The 22,768-nt window shown below is 66.9% G+C and carries 1 protein-coding gene; it reads left to right on the top strand.

All coding sequences use genetic code 11. The features are described from left to right. Positions 1-182: 182 nt before the first annotated feature. Positions 183-22,727: a BapA/Bap/LapF family large adhesin gene (locus MRBLPB4O_RS04220; RefSeq protein WP_341797598.1), complete on the top strand. Its 22,545-nt coding sequence runs from the start codon at positions 183-185 to the stop codon at positions 22,725-22,727. Positions 22,728-22,768: the final 41 nt, after the last annotated feature.

Below are 22,768 nucleotides of genomic sequence, written 5' to 3'. Positions count from 1 at the left end.
TACAAAAGGATTAACCCAGAAAGCCTCTGGTTGCTTCCTGCCCGACTGCTATATCTCCCTAACCACCCAAATCTCGACTGCCTGGTCGAGGCTGCGCGTAACACCCCGGCAAGGGCTCTGTTATGGCGGTTGTGGCCCGAACGTTTCGGGCCGGGGGATCCGGATACCAGCAGGGAGCATCCATGGACAACATCGTCATCGCCGACAAGCAATCCGAAGTCGCCACTCAGAGCGCCTGGGGCAATATCAATCTCAAAGCACCAGGCGTCGTGCAGATGCCGGTATCTCCCGACAAAGTAGCCACCGTTACCCAACGCGGGCAGGACCTGATCATCACCCTGAAGTCGGGTGAGAAAGTCACCGTCGGCAACTTCTTCGCGGTGGACCAGGCCGGGGTCGGCAGCGACATCGTCTTCGTCGGCGAAGACGGCACACTGTGGCACGCCCAGTACGACGCGGCAGCGTTCACCGGCTTTACCTTCGAAGACGTAGCCTCGCTGGACGAACTGGTCGCGGGTATCGGCACCGCCGGTAACGCCATGCCGACCTGGGCGATTGCCGGGCTCAGCCTGCTCGGTGTCGGTGGCGCAGCAGCTGCAGCCGACAGCGGCGGTGGCGGAAGCAGCGGTGGCGGCTCGGACCCCGATACCACTGCCCCGGCCACGCCCATCGACCTGCTGGTGTCGCCGGATGGCCTGCGCCTGACCGGCCGGGGTGAAGCGGGCAGCACGGTGAATATCCGTGATGCCGCCGGCAACCTGATCGGCAGCGGCACCGTGGGTGCCGACGGCAGCTTCAACGTGACGTTGAACCCACCACAGATCAACAGCGAGAACCTTGAAGTCACCTTGACCGATGGTGCCGGTAATGTCTCGGCACCAGGCACCGTCACCGCCCCGGATGCAACCGCACCACTGGCACCGACCGACCTCGCCATCAACGAACAGGGCACCACCCTTACCGGGCGTGCCGAACCTGGCTCGACGGTTTCCGTACGCGGCACTGGCGGCGTAGTGCTGGGCACTGCGGTAGCGGGTGCGGACGGCCAGTTCAGCATCACCCTGCAACCGCCACAAACCGACGGCCAGGCCCTGGAAGTCAGCGCCGCGGACGCAGCCGGCAATACTTCGCCAGCTGCAAGCATCACGGCACCGGACGTCGACAACCCTGACACCACCGCCCCAGACCAGCCAACCGACCTGGCCCTGGCCAACGGTGTAACCCTCACCGGTCGCGGCGAACCCGGCGCCACCGTGCAGGTGCGCGATGCTGCCGGCAACCTCATCGGCAGCGGCCTGGTCAACGCTGACGGTACCTTCAGCCTCGCCCTCTCGCCTGCCCAGGCCAACGGCGAAGCCCTGGACATTCGCCAGGTCGATGCCGCGGGCAATAGCTCGATACCACTGGAATTCACCGCCCCGGACATCACCCCGCCTGATGCCGTCACCGACATTCTGGTCGGCCCGGGAGGCACGGCCCTGAGCGGGCGTGGCGAACCTGGCGCCACCGTAGAAGTGCGCGATGCCGACGGTAACGTGATCGGCTCTGGCGTGGTGAGTGCCAACGGTACCTTCCTGATCGACCTCAATCCAGCCGCGCAACCAGGCGAGCAACTGAGCCTGGTACAGACAGACCCAAGCGGCAACGCCTCGGTGGCCCTGGAGTACGACGTACCGCTGACCACTGCACCAGTCAGCCCGAGTAACCTGGCCATCGACGCCGACGGCACCACCCTCACCGGTTCCGCCCCGGCGGGTACTCGCGTGGAGGTGCATGACGCCAACGGCACCCTGATCGGCAGCGCCATCGCCAATGCCGACGGCACCTTCAGCATCGAACTGAACCCGGCCCAGGCCAACGGCGAACTGCTGGACGTGGTTGCCATCGATGACAGTGGCGTTTCTTCGTTGCCGGCGCAGGTCACCGCACCAGACATCACCGCGCCTGCCGCCCCGACCGAACTGGCTGTCAGCGCGGATGGCACCGTGCTCACTGGCCGTGCCGAACCGGGCAGCACCGTGCGCATCGTTGCTGCCGACGGCAGCGAACTGGGCACGGCCGTGGTCGGTCCGACCGGCGTGTTCAGCATCAACCTCAACCCACCGCAGCTGGACGGCGAAGTCCTCCAAGCCACTGCGACCGATGCCGCTGGCAATACGTCCGTGGCCAGCTCGGTCACTGCACCGGACATCGACGGTGGCGATACCACACCGCCTGAAGTCCCGACTGACCTGGTAATCGGCCTGGCCGGCAGCCAACTGAGCGGCCGCGGCGAAGCCGGCACCACCGTGCAAGTGCGTGACGCCGAAGGCAACATCCTCGCGACCGGTACCGTTGGCGCCGATGGCACCTTCGTCATTGCCCTGACTCCTGCCGTGAACGACGGCAGTACCCTGCAAGTCACCCTGACCGATGCTGCTGGCAATGTGTCGCAGCCGGGCTCGGTCACCTCTACCGACCTGCTGCCGCCTGCTCAACCGACTGACCTGGCCTTGGCCGACGGCGTGACCTTCACCGGTCGCGGCGAACCGGGTGCCACCGTGCAAGTGCGTGATGCCGCCGGCACCCTTATCGGCACTGGCATCGTTGGCGCCGATGGCCTGTTCAGCTTGACCCTGAACCCTGGGCAGGCCAACGGCGAAGCCCTGGATGTGCGCGTGGTGGATGCCGCCGGCAACAGCTCGGCGCCGCTGCAATTCGATGCACCGGACATCACCCCGCCTGGCGCAGTAAGCAATATCGTGGTCGGCGCTGATGGCCTGGCCCTGAGTGGCCGTGGCGAGCCGGGTGCAACGGTCGAAGTGCGCGATGCCAACGGCACCGTGATCGGCACTGGCATAGTCGGTGCCAACGGCACCTTCCTGATCGACATCGACCCGGCGGTGCAGCCGGGCGAACAGCTGACCCTGGTGCAGACCGATCCGAGCGGCAACGCTTCGGTTGCCCTTGAATACGATGTACCGCTGACCACTGCACCAGTCAGCCCGAGCAACCTGGCCGTCGACGCCGACGGCACCACCCTCACCGGTTCTGCCCCGGCGGGTACTCGCGTGGAGGTGCATGACGCCAACGGCACGCTGATCGGCAGCGCCATCGCCAATGCCGACGGCACCTTCAGCATCGAGCTGAACCCAGCCCAAGCCAACGGCGAACTGCTGGATGTGGTCGCCATCGATGACAGCGGCGTTTCTTCGCTGCCGACGCAGGTCACCGCACCGGACATCACCGCGCCCGCCGCTCCGACTGACCTGGCTGTCAGCGCGGATGGTAGCGTCATCACCGGCCGTGCCGAGCCCGGCAGCACCGTGCGCATCGTTGCCGCCGACGGCAGCGAACTGGGCACTGCCGTGGTCGGCCCGACCGGCGTGTTCAGCATCAATCTCAACCCGCCACAAGTCGATGGTGAAGTGCTGCAAGCCACGGCAACAGATGCCGCCGGCAACACATCGCCCACCAGCGCGGTTACCGCGCCGGACATCGACGGTGTCGATACCACGCCACCGGCAGCCCCGACTGACCTGGTAGTCGGCCTGGCCGGTAGCCAGCTGAGCGGGCGCGGCGAGCCTGGCACCACCGTGCAGGTACGCGATGCGGCAGGTACTGTGCTGGCCACCGGCACTGTTGGCGCCGATGGCAGCTTCGCAGTTACCTTGGCCCCTGCCGTTACCGACGGCAGCGCCCTGCAAGTGACCCTGACCGATGCCGCTGGCAACGTCTCGCCACCCGGTTCGGTCACCTCGCCGGACCTGCAGGCCCCTGCCCAGCCCACCGAGCTGGCTTTGGCTGACGGCGTGACCTTTACCGGTCGCGGCGAACCCGGTGCCACCGTGCAGGTACGTGATGCCGCCGGCACCCTTATTGGCACTGGCATCGTTGGCATCGACGGCCTGTTCAACGTTACCCTTGCACCCGCTCAAGCCAACGGCGAAGCCCTGGATGTGCGCCTGGTGGATGCCACCGGCAACACCTCTGCCCCACTGCAGTTCGATGCACCGGACATCACCCCGCCTGAGGCGGTCAGCAACATCGTGGTCGGCAACGGCGGCCTGGCCCTGAGTGGTCGCGGCGAAGCCGGCGCCACTGTCGAAGTGCGCGATGCCAACGGCACCGTGATCGGCACTGGCGTTGTCGGTGACAACGGCACCTTCCTGATCGACCTTAGTCCAGCTGCACAGCCGGGCGAACAGCTGAGCCTGGTGCAGACCGATCCGAGCGGCAACGCCTCCGTTGCCCTTGAATACGATGTACCGCTGACCACTGCACCAGTAAGCCCGAGCAACCTGGCCGTCGATGCCGACGGCACCACCCTCACCGGTTCCGCGCCTGCCGGTACTCGCGTGGAGGTGCATGACGCCAATGGCACACTGATCGGCAGCGCCATCGCCAATGCCGACGGCACCTTTAGCATCGAACTGAACCCAGCCCAGGCCAATGGCGAACTGCTGGATGTGGTCGCCATCGATGACAGTGGCGTGTCCTCGCTACCCGCACAGATCACCGCCCCGGATATCACCGCGCCGGCCGCCCCAACCGAACTGGCCGTCAGCGCTGACGGCACTGTTATCACCGGCCGCTCCGAACCCGGCAGCACTGTGCGTATCGTTGCCGCTGATGGCACCGAACTGGGTACGGCCGTGGTCGGCCCGTCCGGCGTGTTCAGCATCAACCTCACCCCGCCACAAATCGACGGCGAAGTGCTGCAAGCCACGGCAACAGATGCCGCCGGCAACACATCACCCACCAGCGCGGTGACCGCGCCGGACATTGACGGCGTCGACACCACGCCACCGGCAGCCCCGACTGACCTGGTAGTCGGCCTGGCCGGTAGCCAGCTGAGCGGGCGCGGCGAGCCTGGCACCACCGTGCAGGTACGCGATGCGGCAGGTACTGTGCTGGCCACCGGCACTGTTGGCGCCGATGGCAGCTTCGCAGTTACCTTGGCCCCTGCCGTTACCGACGGCAGCGCCCTGCAAGTGACCCTGACCGATGCCGCTGGCAACGTCTCGCCACCCGGTTCGGTCACCTCGCCGGACCTGCAGGCCCCTGCCCAGCCCACCGAGCTGGCTTTGGCTGACGGCGTGACCTTTACCGGTCGCGGCGAACCCGGTGCCACCGTGCAGGTACGTGATGCCGCCGGCACCCTTATTGGCACTGGCATCGTTGGCATCGACGGCCTGTTCAACGTTACCCTTGCACCCGCTCAAGCCAACGGCGAAGCCCTGGATGTGCGCCTGGTGGATGCCACCGGCAACACCTCTGCCCCACTGCAGTTCGATGCACCGGACATCACCCCGCCTGAGGCGGTCAGCAACATCGTGGTCGGCAACGGCGGCCTGGCCCTGAGTGGTCGCGGCGAAGCCGGCGCCACTGTCGAAGTGCGCGATGCCAACGGCACCGTGATCGGCACTGGCGTTGTCGGTGACAACGGCACCTTCCTGATCGACCTTAGTCCAGCTGCACAGCCGGGCGAACAGCTGAGCCTGGTGCAGACCGATCCGAGCGGCAACGCCTCCGTTGCCCTTGAATACGATGTACCGCTGACCACTGCACCAGTAAGCCCGAGCAACCTGGCCGTCGATGCCGACGGCACCACCCTCACCGGTTCCGCCCCTGCGGGTACCCGCGTAGAGGTACACGATGCCAACGGCACCCTGATCGGCAGCGCCATCGCCAATGCCGACGGCACCTTCAGCATCGAGCTGAACCCGGCCCAAGCCAACGGCGAACTGCTGGATGTGGTCGCCATCGATGACAGCGGCGTTTCTTCGCTGCCGACGCAGGTCACCGCGCCGGACATCACCGCGCCCGCCGCTCCGACTGACCTGGCTGTCAGCGCGGATGGTAGCGTCATCACCGGCCGTGCCGAGCCCGGCAGCACCGTGCGCATCGTTGCCGCCGACGGCAGCGAACTGGGCACTGCCGTGGTCGGCCCGACCGGCGTGTTCAGCATCAACCTTGCTCCGCCACAGGTAGACGGTGAAGTACTCCAAGCTACCGCCACCGATGCCGCTGGTAATACCTCCGTGGCCAGTTCGGTAACCGCGCCGGACATCGACGGCGTCGACACCACGCCGCCTGAAGCACCGACTGACCTGGTAATCGGCCTGGCCGGCAGCCAACTGAGCGGCCGTGGCGAAGCCGGCACCACCGTGCAGGTGCGTGACGCAGCAGGCAATATCATCGGTACGGGTGTAGTCGGCGCCGATGGCCTGTTCAGCCTGACCCTGAACCCTGCGCAGGCCAACGGCGAAGCACTGGATGTACGCCTGGTGGACGCGGCCGGCAACAGTTCGATACCACTGGAATTCACCGCCCCGGACATCACCCCGCCCGATGCGGTCAGCAACATCGTGGTTGGCAACGGCGGTCTGGCCCTGAGTGGTCGCGGTGAAGCCGGTGCCACTGTCGAAGTGCGCGATGCCAACGGCACCGTGATCGGCACTGGCGTAGTCGCTGCCAACGGCACCTTCCTGATCGACCTCAGTCCAGCTGCACAGCCGGGCGAACAGCTGAGCCTGGTGCAGACTGACCCAAGCGGCAACGCTTCCGTTGCCCTTGAATACGATGTACCACTGACCACTGCACCGGTCAGCCCGAGCAACCTGGCCGTCGATGCCGACGGCACCACCCTCAGCGGTTCCGCGCCTGCCGGTACTCGCGTGGAGGTGCATGACGCCAATGGCACACTGATCGGCAGCGCCATCGCCAATGCCGATGGCACCTTCAGCCTCGAGCTCAATCCTGCCCAAGCCAACGGCGAACTGCTGGATGTGGTCGCCATCGATGACAGCGGCGTGTCCTCGCTGCCGGCGCAAATCACCGCGCCAGACATCACCGCCCCGGCCAGCCCGACCGAACTGGCCGTCAGCGCTGACGGCACCGTCCTCACTGGCCGTGCCGAACCGGGCAGCACCGTGCGCATCGTTGCCGCCGACGGCAGCGAACTGGGCACTGCCGTGGTCGGCCCGACCGGCGTGTTCAGCATCAACCTCAACCCGCCACAAGTCGATGGTGAAGTGCTGCAAGCCACGGCAACAGATGCCGCCGGCAACACATCACCCACCAGCGCGGTGACCGCGCCGGACATTGACGGCGTCGACACCACGCCACCGGCAGCCCCGACCAATCTGGTAATCGGCCTGGCCGGCAGCCAACTGAGCGGGCGTGGCGAACCCGGTACCACCGTACAGGTACGCGATGCAGCAGGTACTGTGCTGGCCACCGGCACTGTCGCTGCCGATGGCAGCTTCGCAATTACCCTGACCCCTGCCGTTACCGACGGCAGCGCGCTGCAAGTCACCCTGACCGACGCCGCTGGCAACGTCTCGCAACCCGGCTCGGTCACCTCGCCGGACCTGCAGGCCCCTGCCCAGCCCACCGAGCTGGCCCTGGCTGACGGCGTGACCTTCACCGGTCGCGGCGAACCCGGTGCCACCGTGCAAGTCCGTAATGCCGCCGGCACCGTCGTCGGCACCGGCATCGTCGGTGCCGATGGCCTGTTCAGCATTACCCTTGCGCCCGCCCAGACCAATGGCGAAGCCCTGGATGTGCGCCTGGTGGATACCGCCGGCAACAGCTCTGCCCCGCTGCAGTTCGATGCACCGGACATCACCCCGCCGGCTGCGGTCAGCAACATCGTGGTCGGCAACGACGGCCTGGCCCTGAGTGGTCGCGGCGAAGCCGGCGCCACTGTCGAAGTGCGCGATGCCAACGGCACCGTGATCGGCACCGGTGTGGTCGCCGACAACGGCACCTTCCTGATCAACCTCGACCCAGCGGTGCAGCCGGGCGAGCAACTGAGCCTGGTGCAGACCGACCCAAGCGGCAACGCCTCCGAAGCGCTGCCGTTCGAAGTGCCGGTAGCCACCGCCCCGGAAAGCCCCAGCGAGCTGGTGTTCGCCGAAGACGGCAGCAGCATCAGCGGCACGGCACCTGCCGGCACCCGCGTGGAAGTGCATGATGCCAACGGCACGCTGATTGGCAGTGTCGTGGCGGGCCCGGATGGCAGCTTCACCGTGGTCCTCGACCCGGCCCAGGCCAATGGCGAACTGCTGGACTTGGTGGCCATCGACGATGCTGGCGTAGCGTCCCTGCCAACACAGATCACCGCACCGGACATCACCGCACCTGCCGCCCCGAGCGAACTGGCCGTCAACGCTGACGGTACAGTAGTCACCGGCCGTGCCGAACCCGGCAGCACCGTGCGTGTGCTGGCCGCCGATGGCACCACCGTGCTGGGTAGCGTGGTGGTTGGCGCCACCGGCAGCTTCAGCATCACCCTCGACCCGGCACAGGTCGACGGCGAAGTGCTGCAAGTCACCGCCACCGATGCAGCAGGCAACGCCTCGACCGCTGGCTCGGTCACCGCGCCAGACATCGACGGGGGCGATACCACACCACCTGACGCACCCACCAACCTGGTGATCGGCCTCGCCGGCAGCCAGTTGAGCGGGCGTGGCGAAGCCGGCACCACCGTACAGGTACGCGATGCAGCAGGTACTGTGCTGGCCACCGGCACCGTCGGCGCCGATGGCAGCTTCGCAGTTACCCTGACCCCTGCCGTTACCGATGGCAGCGCCTTGCAAGTAATCCTGACCGATGCTGCTGGCAACGTCTCGCCACCCGGCTCGGTCACCTCGCCGGACCTGCAGGCCCCTGCCCAGCCCACTGAGCTGGCCCTGGCCGACGGCGTGACCTTCACCGGTCGCGGCGAACCCGGTACCACCGTGCAAGTACGTGATGCCGCCGGCACCCTTATTGGCACTGGCATCGTTGGCACCGACGGCCTGTTCAACGTTACCCTTACACCCGCTCAAGCCAACGGCGAAGCCCTGGATGTGCGCCTGGTGGATGCCACCGGCAACACCTCTGCCCCACTGCAGTTCGATGCACCGGACATCACCCCGCCTGAGGCGGTCAGCAACATCGTGGTCGGCAACGGCGGCCTGGCCCTGAGTGGTCGCGGCGAAGCCGGCGCCACTGTCGAAGTGCGCGATGCCAACGGCACCGTGATCGGCACCGGTGTGGTCGCCGACAACGGCACCTTCCTGGTCAACCTCGACCCAGCGGTGCAGCCGGGCGAGCAACTGAGCCTGGTGCAGACCGACCCAAGCGGCAACGCCTCCGAAGCGTTGCCGTTCGAAGTGCCGGTAGCCACCGCCCCGGAAAGCCCCAGCGAGCTGGTGTTTGCCGAAGACGGCAGCAGTATCAGCGGTACGGCACCCGCCGGCACCCGCGTGGAAGTGCACGATGCCAACGGCACACTGATTGGCAGTGTCGTGGCAGGCCCGGATGGTAGCTTCACCGTGGTCCTCGACCCGGCCCAGGCCAATGGCGAACTGCTGGATGTGGTGGCCATCGACGATGCTGGCGTAGCGTCCCTGCCAACGCAGGTCTCCGCACCGGACATCACGGCACCTGTCGCCCCGAGCGAACTGGCCGTCAACGCTGACGGTACAGTAGTCACCGGCCGTGCCGAACCCGGCAGCACCGTGCGTGTGCTGGCCGCCGATGGCACCACCGTGCTGGGTAGCGTGGTAGTGGGCGCCACGGGCAGCTTCAGCATCACCCTGGACCCGGCACAGGTCGACGGCGAAGTGCTGCAAGTCACCGCCACCGATGCGACAGGCAACACCTCGACCGCTGGCTCGGTCACCGCGCCAGACATCGACGGGGGCGATACCACACCACCTGACGCACCCACCAACCTGGTGATCGGCCTCGCCGGCAGCCAGTTGAGCGGGCGTGGCGAGGCCGGCACCACCGTACAGGTGCGTGACGCCGCAGGCACTGTCCTGGCAACCGGTACCGTCGGCCCGGATGGCACCTTCGCGGTAACCTTGTCCCCTGCCGTTAATGACGGCAGCACGTTGCAAGTCACCCTCACCGATGCCGCTGGCAACGTCTCGCAACCGGGCTCGGTCGCCTCGCCAGACCTGCAAGCCCCGACACAGCCGAGCGAACTGGCCCTGGCCGATGGCGTCACCTTTACCGGGCGCGGCGAACCTGGCGCCACGGTGCAGGTGCGCAATAGCGCCGGCACCGTGATTGGTACCGGCCTGATCAACGCAGACGGCACCTTCAGCGTCACCCTGTTCCCCGCCCAGGCCAATGGCGAAGCCCTGGATGTGCGCCTGGTGGATACCGCCGGCAACAGCTCTGCACCGCTGCAGTTCGATGCACCGGACATCACCCCGCCTGCTGCTGTCAGCAATGTCGTGGTCGGTACCGGTGGCCTGGTGCTCAGCGGTCGCGGCGAAGCCGGTGCCACCGTGGAAGTGCGTGATGCCCTCGGCACTGTCATCGGCACTGCCACGGTAGGCGCCAACGGCACCTTCGTGGTCAATCTCGACCCGGCGGCCCAACCGGGTGCCGCACTGAGCATGGTACAGACCGACCCGAGCGGCAATGCCTCCGAAGCCTTGCAGTTCGAGGTGCCCCTGACCCCTGCCCCGGCCAGCCCAAGCGACCTGGTAGTGGCCGCGAATGGCACCAGCATCACGGGTGCTGCACCGGCCGGCAGCCGCGTGGAAGTCCACGATGCCAACGGCACGCTGGTAGGCAGTGTGGTGGTGGGCGCCGAAGGTACCTTCACCGTCATCCTCAACCCGGCCCAGGCCAATGGTGAGCTGCTGGAGGTGGTAGCCATCGATGGCACGGGTGCATCGTCCCTGCCGGTGCAGATCAGTGCGCCGGATATCACCGCCCCGGCCGCCCCGAGCGAACTCGCGATCAATGCCAACGGTACCGTCGTCACCGGCCGTGCCGAATCGGGCAGCACCGTGCGTGTGCTGGCAGCCGATGGCACTACCGTGCTGGGTACGGCGGTAGTGGGCGCCACCGGTAGCTTCAGTATCACCCTCAGCCCGGCACAGGTGGACGGTGAGGTGCTGCAAGTCACCGCTACCGACGCCGCCGGCAATGCCTCCAGCGCCGGTAGTGTCACGGCCCCAGACATCGACGGTGTCGATACCACCCCACCCCAGGCCCCGACCAACCTGGTCGTCGGCCTCGCCGGTGGCCAGCTGAGCGGCCGTGGCGAAGCGGGCGCCAGCGTGCAAGTGCGCGATGCCCAGGGCAACATGCTGGCTAACGGTACGGTCAACCCGGATGGCTCCTTCCAGGTCACCCTGGCCCCGCCGGTCGACGATGGCAGTACCCTGCAAGTGGTGCTGACCGATGCCGCCGGCAATGCCTCCACCCCTGGCACGGTGGCCACCCCAGACCTGCAAGCCCCTGCACAACCGACCGGCCTGGACCTGGCCGGCGGCGTCACCTTGACCGGTAGTGGTGAGCCTGGCGCTACCGTGCAGGTACGCGACGCCTCGGGCAACGTGATTGGCACCGGCGTGGTCAACCCCAGCGGCAGCTTCAGCGTTACCCTGTCCCCTGCACAAGCCAATGGCGAGGTCCTCGACATCCGCCTGGTGGACGCCGCTGGTAATGTCTCGACCCCGTTGCAGTTCGATGCGCCGGATACCACGCCCCCTGCCGTAGTCGACAACATCGTGGTCGGTGCAGACGGTTTGACCCTGAGCGGTCGCGGCGAAGCCGGGGCGACCGTCGAAGTGCGCGACGTCAATGGCACCGTGATCGGCACTGGCACGGTGACCGCCAACGGCACCTTCCTGCTCGACCTGGACCCGGCCGCGCTGCCGGGCGAGCGCCTGAGCCTGGTGCAGACCGACGCCAGCGGCAATGCCTCCGAGGCCTTGACCTTCGACGTACCAATGGTGCCCACACCGGCCAGCCCGAGCGACCTGGTCGTCGCTGCGGATGGCACCAGCGTCAGCGGGTCCGCGCCGGTCGGCAGCCGCGTGGAAGTGCATGATGCCAACGGCGCCGTGGTCGGCAGCATCGTGGTTGGCGCCGACGGCACCTTCACCGTGGTGCTCAACCCGGCCCAGGCCAACGGCGAATTGCTGGACGTGGTCGCCATCGACAACAACGGCGCTTCGTCACTGCCGGTACAAGTGACCGCGCCCGACATCACCGCACCCGCCGCACCAAGCGAACTTGCAGTCAATGCCGATGGCAGCGTGGTGAGCGGGCGTGCCGAAGCCGGTAGCACCGTGCGCGTGCTGGCAGCCGACGGCACTACCGTACTGGGCAGCGTCGTAGTGGGTGCCAACGGTACATTCAGCATCGGCCTCACCCCGCCACAAGTGGCGGGCGAGCAGTTGCAGTTGACCGCCACCGATACCGCAGGCAACGCCTCCACTGCCGGCAACGTCACTGCACCGATCATTGATAACGGCGGTGATACCACCCCTCCAGCGCCAGCCACCCAACTGGCCATCAGCGATGATGGCCGCACGGTCTCCGGCCGTGGTGAAGCAGGCACCACCGTGGAAGTGCGCAACGATCAGGGCCAGGTGCTGGCAAGCGGCACCGTGCAACCGGATGGCAGCTTCAATGTGCAACTGCCAACCCCGGTGGTGGATGGCTCGTCACTGCAAGTGACCCTCACCGATACCGCCGGCAACGTCTCTACACCTAGCCCACTGACGGCGCCGGACCAGGTAGCACCGCTGCAACCAGCCGACCTGGTGCTGAGCAATGGCGACAGCTTGGTCGGCACGGCAGAAGGGGGCGCCCGGGTGGAGGTGAAAGATGCCTCGGGCAACCTGATCGGCAGCGCCATTGCCGGGCCGGATGGCAGCTTCAGCCTGACCCTCGACCCGCCACAGGCCAATGGCGAAACCCTGTCCATCACTGTGACCGATGCGGCAGGCAACACTTCGGTGCCGCTGAGCTATGTGACGCCGGACATCACCGCACCGACGATCGTCACCGACGTGGTGGCAGGCGATGGCAGCCTGGCCGTGTCTGGCCGTGGTGAGCCCGGCGCCACGGTGGAAGTGCGTGATACCCAAGGTGCTGTGCTCGGTTCTGGCATCGTGGCGCCAAATGGCACCTTCGTGGTTAACCTGGACGCACCGCTGGCCGCAGGTGAGGAAATTGTGCTGGTGCAGACCGATGCCGCCGGCAATACCTCGGCAGGGGTCAGTGTGACGGTTGCCGATACACCGCTGCCCGAAAGCCCGAGCGGCGTGGTGGTGGCCAGTGACGGCTCCAGCGTGTCCGGTACTGCACCGGCAGGTACGCAGGTGCAAGTGCGTGACGCACAGGGCAATGTGCTGGGCAGCGTTGAGGCCGGCCAGGACGGCAGCTTCACCATCGGCCTGAGCCCGGCCCAGGCCAACGGCGAGACACTGGATGTGGTGGCAGTTGACGGCGCTGGCAACAGCTCGCTGCCTACCCAGATCACCGCCCCCGATATCACCCCGCCCAATGAAGCCAGCGAACTGCAACTGAGTGCCGATGGCGGCCTGCTCACCGGCCGCGGCGAACCGGGCACCACCGTGCAGGTCATCAGTGCCGACGGCACTGTGCTGGGCAACGCCCAGGTTGGTGTCGACGGTGTGATCAGCGTGGTATTGAACCCACCGCAAACTGACGGCCAGGAACTGGACGTAGTGCTGCGCGACCCCGCGGGCAATACCTCGACCGCCACCATCGTGGCACCGGACACCGATGGCCCGCTGCAACCCTCGGGGCTCGCTATCGATACCGCGGGCATTCACCTTACCGGCCAAGGTCAGAGCGGCTCCATCGTCACCGTGCGTGACGCTGACGGCAACGTGCTGGGCACCGCGACCGTGGGCGGCGACGGCCGCTTCGACATCACCCTCGGCGCACCGCAGCGCAATGGCGAAAGCCTGACCGTCGAAGCCACCGACAGCCTGGGCAACAGCGCAGGGCCGGTGAACTTCACGGCGCCAGACTCTACCCCACCGCAAGTGGTCACCAGCCCGGCCATCGATGGCAACGGCACCACGGTCACCGGTAACGGCGAACCGGGCGCCACCGTCACCGTGCGCGGGCCGGACGGCAGCGTGCTGGGCAGCACCGTGGTCGGCACTGGCGGCGCATTCGAAATCACCCTCGACACGCCGCAGACCAACGGCCAGGCACTGACCGTGGAACAACGCGACCCGGCCGGCAACCTGTCAGCGGCGGTCGACTTGTCGGCGCCGGATACCCAGGCACCGGATATACCCACCGGCCTGGTCCTGGCTGGTGACGGCAGCAGCGTGAGCGGTAGCGGCGAGCCAGGTGCGCAGGTGACCGTGACCGGCACCGGCGGCGCCGTACTGGGCACCGCAACGGTCCAGCCGGACGGTACCTTCCAGGTGACAATCGACCCGCCACAGCTCAATGGCCAGACGCTGTCTGTCACTCAGGCCGACAATACTGGCAACGACTCGCTCGCTGGCACCGTCACTGCACCTGACCTCGAGGCACCGCTGCCGGCACAAGGCCTGGACCTTGACCCTACCGGAACAGTGCTCAGCGGGCAGGGTGAGGCTGGCAGCACCGTAGAGGTACGCAATGCTGCGGGCGACCTGCTAGGCACCATTGTGGTGGATACAGACGGCACGTTCGAAGTGACACTTGTCCCCGCCCAGACCAACGGTGAAGTATTGTCGGTGGTGCTGATCGATGGCGGTGGCAATGCCTCACCGTCGGCCACCTTCACCGCTGACGACAGCACAGCACCGACCGCTCCGGCCGACCTCACCATCACCCCAGGCGGCAACGCCATTCAGGGCTCCGGCGAGGCAGGCAGCACCGTTGAAGTACGCAACGCTGGCGGTGACCTGCTTGGCACCGTGGTAGTACCGGCAGGTGGCAACTTCACCGTGCCGCTGGCACCTGCACAGCTGGACGGCCAGCCCCTGCAGGTAACCCTGACCGATGCCGCGGGCAACGTTTCCGACAACACACCGATCAATGCACCGGACATCACCCCACCGGCCCTGCCGACCGGGGTTGAGGTCAGCGAGGATGGCACTACCGTCAGCGGCAACGCGCCGGGTGCAGAAACCGTGACCGTGCGTGACGGCGCTGGCGTAGAAACCACGGTTCCGGTGAATGCCGACGGCAGCTTCAGCGTGACGCTACCGACCACGCAGAACAACGGCGAAACCGTGACTGTGATCGTCACCGACCCGGCTGGCAACAGCTCGGCGCCGATTACCGTCACCGCACCAGACAACACCGATCCGGAACCCGCCACCGGCGTGACCGTGAGCCCGGATGGCAGTACCGTTGGCGGTACCGCCGAGCCGGGTAGCACCGTGGTCATCCGCGACCCGGTCACCGGCGACGACCTCGGCACCACAACTGCGGGCCCGGATGGCACCTTCGTGATACCGGTCAACCCGCCTTTGACCTCGGACGATCAAGTCAGCGTGGTGGTCATCGACCCTGCCGGCAATGAATCCGATGGCGTTACCCTGACCGGCCCGACCGGCACCGAGGTAGCAACGCCAGCAGGCTTGGCCATCAGTGCCGACGGCTTCGTGCTGACGGGTACCGGCACGGTCGGCTCGCTGATTACCGTAACTTCCGGCGGCACCACCTTGGGCACCGCGACAGTGGGCAGCGATGGCTCCTTCCGGGTGTTCTTCGGCAACGCCCAGCTCAACGCGCAAACCTTGCAGGTCAGCGCACGTATCGGCGCCGATGGCCAGCCATCGGTTCCGGCCACCGTAGTCGCCAACGACACCACCGCGCCCAACGCACCTACCGCAGACATCGACCGCACCGGCAGCACGCTGACCGGCCAGGGTGAAGTGGGCGCAACCGTGCGGGTCACCGACGCCCAGGGCACCCTGCTGGGCAGCGCCGTGGTTGGCAACAATGGCTTGTACAGCGTCAACCTCTCTCCGGCTGCGGCAAACGGCCAGAACCTGATCGTCACCCAGGCCGACGCCGCCGGTAACGTATCGTTGGCAGCCAGCGTGCAGGCACCCGACCTGCAAGCACCGCTGGCGGCCAGCAACCTCAGCCTGAACAGCGCGGCTACCGTGCTCAGCGGCCAGGGCGAAGCCGGCGCCACAGTGACCATTCGCGATGCCAGTGGCGCCATCCTGGCCACCGGCACCGTCAACCAGAGCGGCCAGTTCCAGGTCACTCTGCCCAGCGCGCAAACCACCGGCAGCCCGCTGCAGGTGACTCTCAGCGATGCTGCCGGCAACGTCTCCGGGCCGGCCAACCTCGCCACGCCAGACCGCACGCCACCCGCCGCCATCACCAACCCGGCCTTGAGCCAGGACGGCCGGCAGCTCTCCGGCAGCGGTGAGGTGGGCGCCACGGTACAGGTACGCAACGCTGCCGGTGCGGTGCTCGGCACCGCCACGGTGGGCGCCGACGGTCGCTTCACGGTGACCTTCGACACCCCGCAAGCCAACGGCCAGGCTATCGGCGTCACGCAAGTGGATGCCGCCGGCAACACGTCGCCAGCAGTCAATGTGACGACCCCGGACCTGACTCCACCCGCGCCGCTGACCAACGTGGCGTTGAACAACAACGGCCTGACCCTGACCGGCCTGGGCGAAGCCGGCGCCACAGTCACCGTACGCGGCCCGGATGGCACCATCATCGGCACCGGCCTGGTGGCGGCCAATGGCAGCTTTACCCTCACACTCAACAGTGCCCAGCTCAACGCCCAGCACCTGAGCGTTACGCAGACCGACGCGGGCAACAACACCTCCACCGCCGTGGCGGTCACCGCGCCGGACTTCACCCCGCCTGCGGTACCCACCGCACTCGCCCTGTCCGGTACCGGGCTGCAACTGACCGGTAACGCCGAAGCCGGCAGCACCGTGACCGTACGCGATGCTAGCGGCAACGTGCTGGGCACGGCGGTAGCCGGCAGCAACGGCACCTTCCAGGTCGCCCTGAACAGTGCCCAGACCAATGGCCAGACCCTGCAGGTGACCGCCACCGACGCAGCCGGCAACGTGTCGCCGACCGCGCCTTACACCGCAGCCGACACCACGCCGCCAGCCGCCGTGACCAACCTGGCGGTTTCCGCCAGTGGCGCCACCCTGACAGGTAATGGCGAAGCAGGCGCAACCGTGAGCGTGCGGGCACCTGACGGTACCGTGCTGGGCACCGCCACAGTGGCAGCCGACGGCCACTTCAGCGTGCCCCTGTCGCCGGCGGCGATCACGGGTGAAAGCCTGAACGTGGTCCAGGCCGATGCCGCGCAGAACGTCTCCCCTGGGCAAAGCGTCACTGCGCCGGGTGCTCTGGCACCGGCAACACCGGACAACCTGGTACTGGCCGGCGACGGCCTGTCGGTGACCGGCACGGCCGACGCGGGCAGCACAGTCAAGGTGTATGGCCCCAACGGCGTTTTGCTGGGCAGCGGCCCGGTCGCCAACGACGGTACCTTCACTGTCAACCTGGGCAGTGCACAGGCCAATGGTGAAGTGCTGCAGGTCAGCGCAACAGGCACCGATGGCACCGTATCGCTGCCTGCCACCTTGCAGGCACCGGACACCACGGCACCGCAACCACTGACCAACCTGGTGCTGTCCAACGACGGCCTGGTCCTCAGTGGCCGCGGCGAGGCAGGTGCCACCGTTACCGTGCTTGGCGAAGGCGGTATCGAGCTGGGTAGTGCCGTGGTCGATGCCAGCGGCAACTTCAGCGTCAACCTGGGCGCCGCACAGATCAACGGCGAACAGCTCAGCGCCAGCCAGTCCGATGTGGCCGGCAACGAGTCCAACAGCGTCAGCCTGATCGCCCCTGACCGCGTCGCCCCGGAGGCTGCCGGCAACCTGGCCTTCGCCGGGGGTGGCAGCCTGCTCGACGGTACCGGCGAAGCAGGTGCCGCCGTGCGGGTGCTCTCCGCCGATGGTTCGGTGCTGGGCAGTGCAACGGTGCGCGCCGACGGCACCTTCCAGGTCAACCTCGCATCGCCTCAGGCCAACGGCCAGCAAGTGCAAGTGGTACTGACCGACGCGGCTGGCAACCAGTCTGCCGCCAGCGCCATTACTGCACCCGACACCACGCCGCCAACGGCACCTGCCGAACTGGCCGTTTCCGGGGATGGCGTCACCCTCACCGGTCGCGGCGAAGCAGGCGCGCTGGTGACCGTGACCAACCCGGCCGGCGACGAAATCGGCAGCGCCACCGTCGATGCCAGCGGCCATTTCACCATCACCCTGAACCCGGCACTGGGTAACGCCGAGCTGCTCAGCTTCACCCAGGCCGATGCGGCCGGCAACGTGTCGGCAGTGGCAACCCTGCAAACCCCGGACTTCACCCCGCCAGCACCGCTCACCCAGGTGGTGATCAACGCCGACGGCAGTGTGGTCAGCGGCCAAGGCGAAGCCGGCGCGACGGTAATCGTGAGCAACGCCGCCGGTACCGTACTGGGCACAGGTACCGTGCTTGCCGACGGCAGCTTCCGCGTCGACCTGTCACCCGCACAAATAAACAACCAGCTGCTGTCGGTGCTGCAGGCCGACCCACCCGGCAATGTCAGCCTACCGGTCAGCGTACTGGCGCCGGACCTCACGCCACCTGCGGCGGCAACCGAGCTGCGGCTCAATGCGGCAGGCGACGAGCTGGGCGGGCTCGGCGAAGTGGGCGCCACCGTGCGCGTCTTCGTCGGTGCCACGCAGGTCGGTACCGGCACAGTGGGCGCCGACGGCACCTTCATCGTCGAGCTTGATGGTGCGCAGCTCAACGGCCAGGTGCTGCAGGTAACCCTGACCGATGCAGCCGGCAACATCTCGCCAATCAGTTCGGTCACGGCGGTGGACACCACGCCGCCGGCCACGGTGATCGCCACCATCAACGACAGCGGTACCCAGGTGATCGGTACTGCCGAAGCCGGCACGCGTGTCACCGTGATCAACAACAACGGCGACCTGCTGGGCCAGGTGACGGTCGACCCGGATGGCACCTTTGTCCTCAACCTGAACAACCCGCAGATCAACGGCGAAGTCCTCACCGTCATCGCCCAGGACACCACCGGCAACCCGTCGGCGCCCCTGCAGGTGAACGCGCCAGACCTCACGGCGCCAGTGCAACCCGATAACCTGTTGCTCAACCCGGCAGGCACGTCGATGACTGGTACGGCAGAGGCCGGCACCACCATCACGGTGCGTGACCCGAACAACAACGTCGTAGGCACCGTAGAAGTGGGTGCAAACGGCCAGTTCACCGTGCCGATCAACCCGCCGCAGAACAACGGCCAGTTGCTCACAGTGGTGTCCACGGACGATGCGGGCAACGCCTCGGTGATTGTGCCCTATCAGACCAACGACACTTCACCTCCTGGGGTGGTCACCGACATGGCCATCAACAATACGTTCGATGTGCTGACCGGCAAGGGCGAGCCTGATGCCACCGTCACCATCAGCCGCGGCGGATCGGTGATCGGCACTGGCACGGTAGATGCCGCGGGTAACTTCCAGATAACGCTGGTGCCGGCGGCGGGCTCGCTGGCAACCTTGGCAGTGACGCAATCCGACGGCATCAATACCTCTGCGGTCGCGACGTACATCACACCACTGATCGCACCGCCAGTGCCCCCCACCAACGTGACTCTGGGCAGCGACGGCCTGACCTTGGCCGGTAATGCGCCGAGTGGCGTGGGCATTCGCGTCTACGATGCCGCAGGCAACCTGATCGGCACAGGCGGCGCTACCCTGAACGGCACCTTTACCCTGACGCTGAACACAGCCCAGCTCAACGGCGAGCATATTTCGGTGACTGCTGTGGCACTGGTGGGCGGCGAATCGCAGCCGACCTTCCTGCAAGCCGCCGACGTCACGCCACCGGCCAACCCGCTGGTGACCAGCCTGTCACTCAACGGCCTGGTGCTGACCGGCACCGGTGAAGCCGGTGCCACGGTAACCGTGCGCGACGCCAGCAACAACGTGCTCGGCACGGCGGTGGTAAATGGCGGTGGTGTGTTCACCGTCAACCTGAACGCCGCGCAGCTCAATGGCCAGGTGCTGGGCGTGAGCCAAGCCGATGCTGCGGGCAATGTGTCCGGCAGTACCAGCTACACCGCCACAGACGTGCAACCACCTGCAACACCGACCAACGTCACCATCAACGGCGCGGGCACGGTGCTCACCGGTAACGGTGAAGCGGGCGCCACCGTTACGGTCCAAGGCCCGAACGGCCAGGTCGGTACCGGAGTGGTGCAAGCCGACGGCACCTTCACCATCAACCTGACCGCACCACAGAACGACGGGCAACTGCTGGTGGTGCGCCAGGCCGATGCTGCCGGTAACCTGTCCGGTAGCACCAGCCTGACCGCGCCAGACACCACCCCGCCAGCCGCACCGCTGGCCACCATCAACGCCAACGGCACCTCGGTCAGCGGTTCTGGCCAGATCGGCAGCACGGTCACCGTCCGCAACAGCGCCGGCACCGTGCTTGGGACCGCGACGGTGGGCAGCAACGGCCTGTTCGTGGTCAGCCTGACTGCGGCGCAGATCGACAACCAGGCGCTCAGCGTCACCCTCACCGACAGCGCCGGCAACGTCTCCACTGGCACTGGGCTGACCGCACCAGACCTGACCCCGCCTGCGGCTGCTGGCAACCTGCTGATCAGTGCCGACGGCGGTACCCTGACCGGTACTGGCGAAGTGGGCGCCACCGTGACCGTACGCAGCGCCAGCGGTACCGTGCTGCAAACCACGACGGTGCAGCCGAACGGCACCTTCACCGTGACCCTGAGCCCGCCTCAGGACAACGGCCAGATCCTCTCGGTGACCCTCAGTGACCCGCGCGGCAACGTGTCGGGCAACGTCAACGTCACCGCACCGGATGTGGATGCCAACGCGCCGCTCATCGCGAGCGACAACCTGGCCACGGCCACGGTCAACCTGGCAGCGGTCAGTGCCACCAAGACCTACACCGACAGCTTCACCACGCTGCTGTCGGGCTTCTCCAAGACCTACACCTGGACGGTGGCGCCAGGCACCACGGCCGACCCGACCCTTACACTGACCACCAACAGCGTGCTGGCGCTGCTCAACAACACCAGCTTCACCCTGCAGGTAAAAGACGCCAGCGGCGCCTGGGTGACCATCGCCACCGGCAACACGCAGGGCCTGCTCGATCTGATCGTGCTGCCGATCGGCTTGCAGGTGGACATCGGCGTGCTGCAAGCCGGTGACTACCGGCTGACCGTGGGCAGTGGCGGCATCGGCCTGGTGACCAACGTGAGCACCACGCTGGACATCACCTCCACCAGCCTGACCCAGTTCACCGGCACCGGCACGGCCACCTCGGGCAACGTCATCACCGACGTGGGCACCGATGGCGCGGTGGATGCCCGTGGCCCGGACAGCGCCGCCGTGCTGCAAGTGCTGAAAAACGGCAGCTATGTCTCGGCCGGTACCTCGACCACGGTCCAGGGCCAGTACGGCACCCTGGTGATCAGTGCCGATGGCAGTTACACCTACACGCCTAACGGCAGCCCGAACAGTGTCGGCAAGGTGGACGTGTTCAGCTACCAGCTGGTGCACCCGAACGGCCTGTCCGATACCGCCAACCTGTACGTGCGCATCGACAGCCCGCAAGCCACGGAGGTCTGGAGCAACACCAACTACGCTGCACCGGCCACGGTGGTCGACGCAGTCAACGATGTCGGTACCAGCCACGTCACCCTGGCCAACCGCGTGGACACCAGCAGCAGTACGCTGGGCTCGCTGAGCCTGCCGGTGATCGGCACCCGCCAGGCCACCTACACCACCACGGTTGCCGCCGATACCACGGCCAACCTGCAGGTGGTGGTCAACTCCACCAACCTGTTGAGCCTGCTCAACGGCACCACCATCGAGCTGCTCAAGCTCAACCCGGCCACCGGCCAGTATGTGCTGGTGCAGTCGGTACCGGGGGGTTCGCTGATCAGCCTGCTGGGTGGCGGCGCGGGGTATACCTTCCAGAACCAGGGGGCTGGCACCTACCACGTGCGTGTCACCGCCGGCGGCATCGGCCTGCTCAGTTCCATCACCACCAGCCTCAACGCCACCACCACGCACCTGACCGAGTTCGTGGTCAGCGGCGCGACGGCAGCCACCGGCAACCTGCTGAGTGACGACAACGTCGGTTCGGCACTGACCGTGCTGAGCGTGCTGACAGCGGCCAACACCTACACCATCCCGGGCTACAACGGGGTGAGCGTGGCCGGCACCTACGGCACGTTGCTGGTGCATGCCGACGGCAGCTACACCTACACCCTCAACCCGGGGCTTACCTCGGCGGTGGTCGGCCAGCACGACACCTTCACCTACGAGCTGACCCACCCGAACGGCACCACCGACACCGCCACGCTGACCGTCAACCTGGACAATGCTGCCGGCCTCACCACGACCACATCGCTGCTGACCGACACCGGCGACGAGGCAGTGGCGCTGGCCAGCCTGGCAGCCGCCACCGATGTGATCGCCGGCACCGACGGCAACGACCACCTCGATGGCAGCCAGGGTGGCCACATCACCCTGCAGGGTGGTGCGGGTGACGACACGCTGGTGGTGGTCGACCAGAACTTCGCCAGCGTCGAGGGCGGCACAGGTACCGACACCCTGCTGTGGGGCGGCGGCGATGCCAGCATCGACCTGGGCAACCTGGCCGGGCGCGTGCACGACATCGAAGTCATCGACCTCAACGACACCAGTTCGGTGGCGCTTACCCTCAACCTGGCAGACGTGGTGGCAATCACCGAAACCGGCACCGACACACTCATCATCAAAGGGGACGACAAAGACACGGTTCACATGACGGACAACTGGAACCTGGTCGGGAACCAAACTGCCGACGGCATCGACTATAACCAATACACGGCCCAGGAGGATCCAAGCCATCACCTGTGGGTACAGAACGGTATCCATGTGGTGTGAGGCCGCTGCAATCCCGCCGGGCAAATGCCCGGCGGCATGGA

The organism is Pseudomonas sp. LPB4.O (assembly GCF_038383825.1).
Taxonomy (GTDB): Bacteria; Pseudomonadota; Gammaproteobacteria; order Pseudomonadales; family Pseudomonadaceae; genus Aquipseudomonas; species Aquipseudomonas putida.
The sequence above is the reverse complement of the archived record's forward strand: the minus strand, read 5'-3'. Positions and strand labels throughout refer to the sequence as shown.

Excerpts from the sequence above, each read along its gene's own strand:
- MRBLPB4O_RS04220 (WP_341797598.1), top strand. The coding sequence starts at position 183 with ATGGACAACATCGTCATCGCCGACAAGCAATCCGAAGTCGCCACTCAG.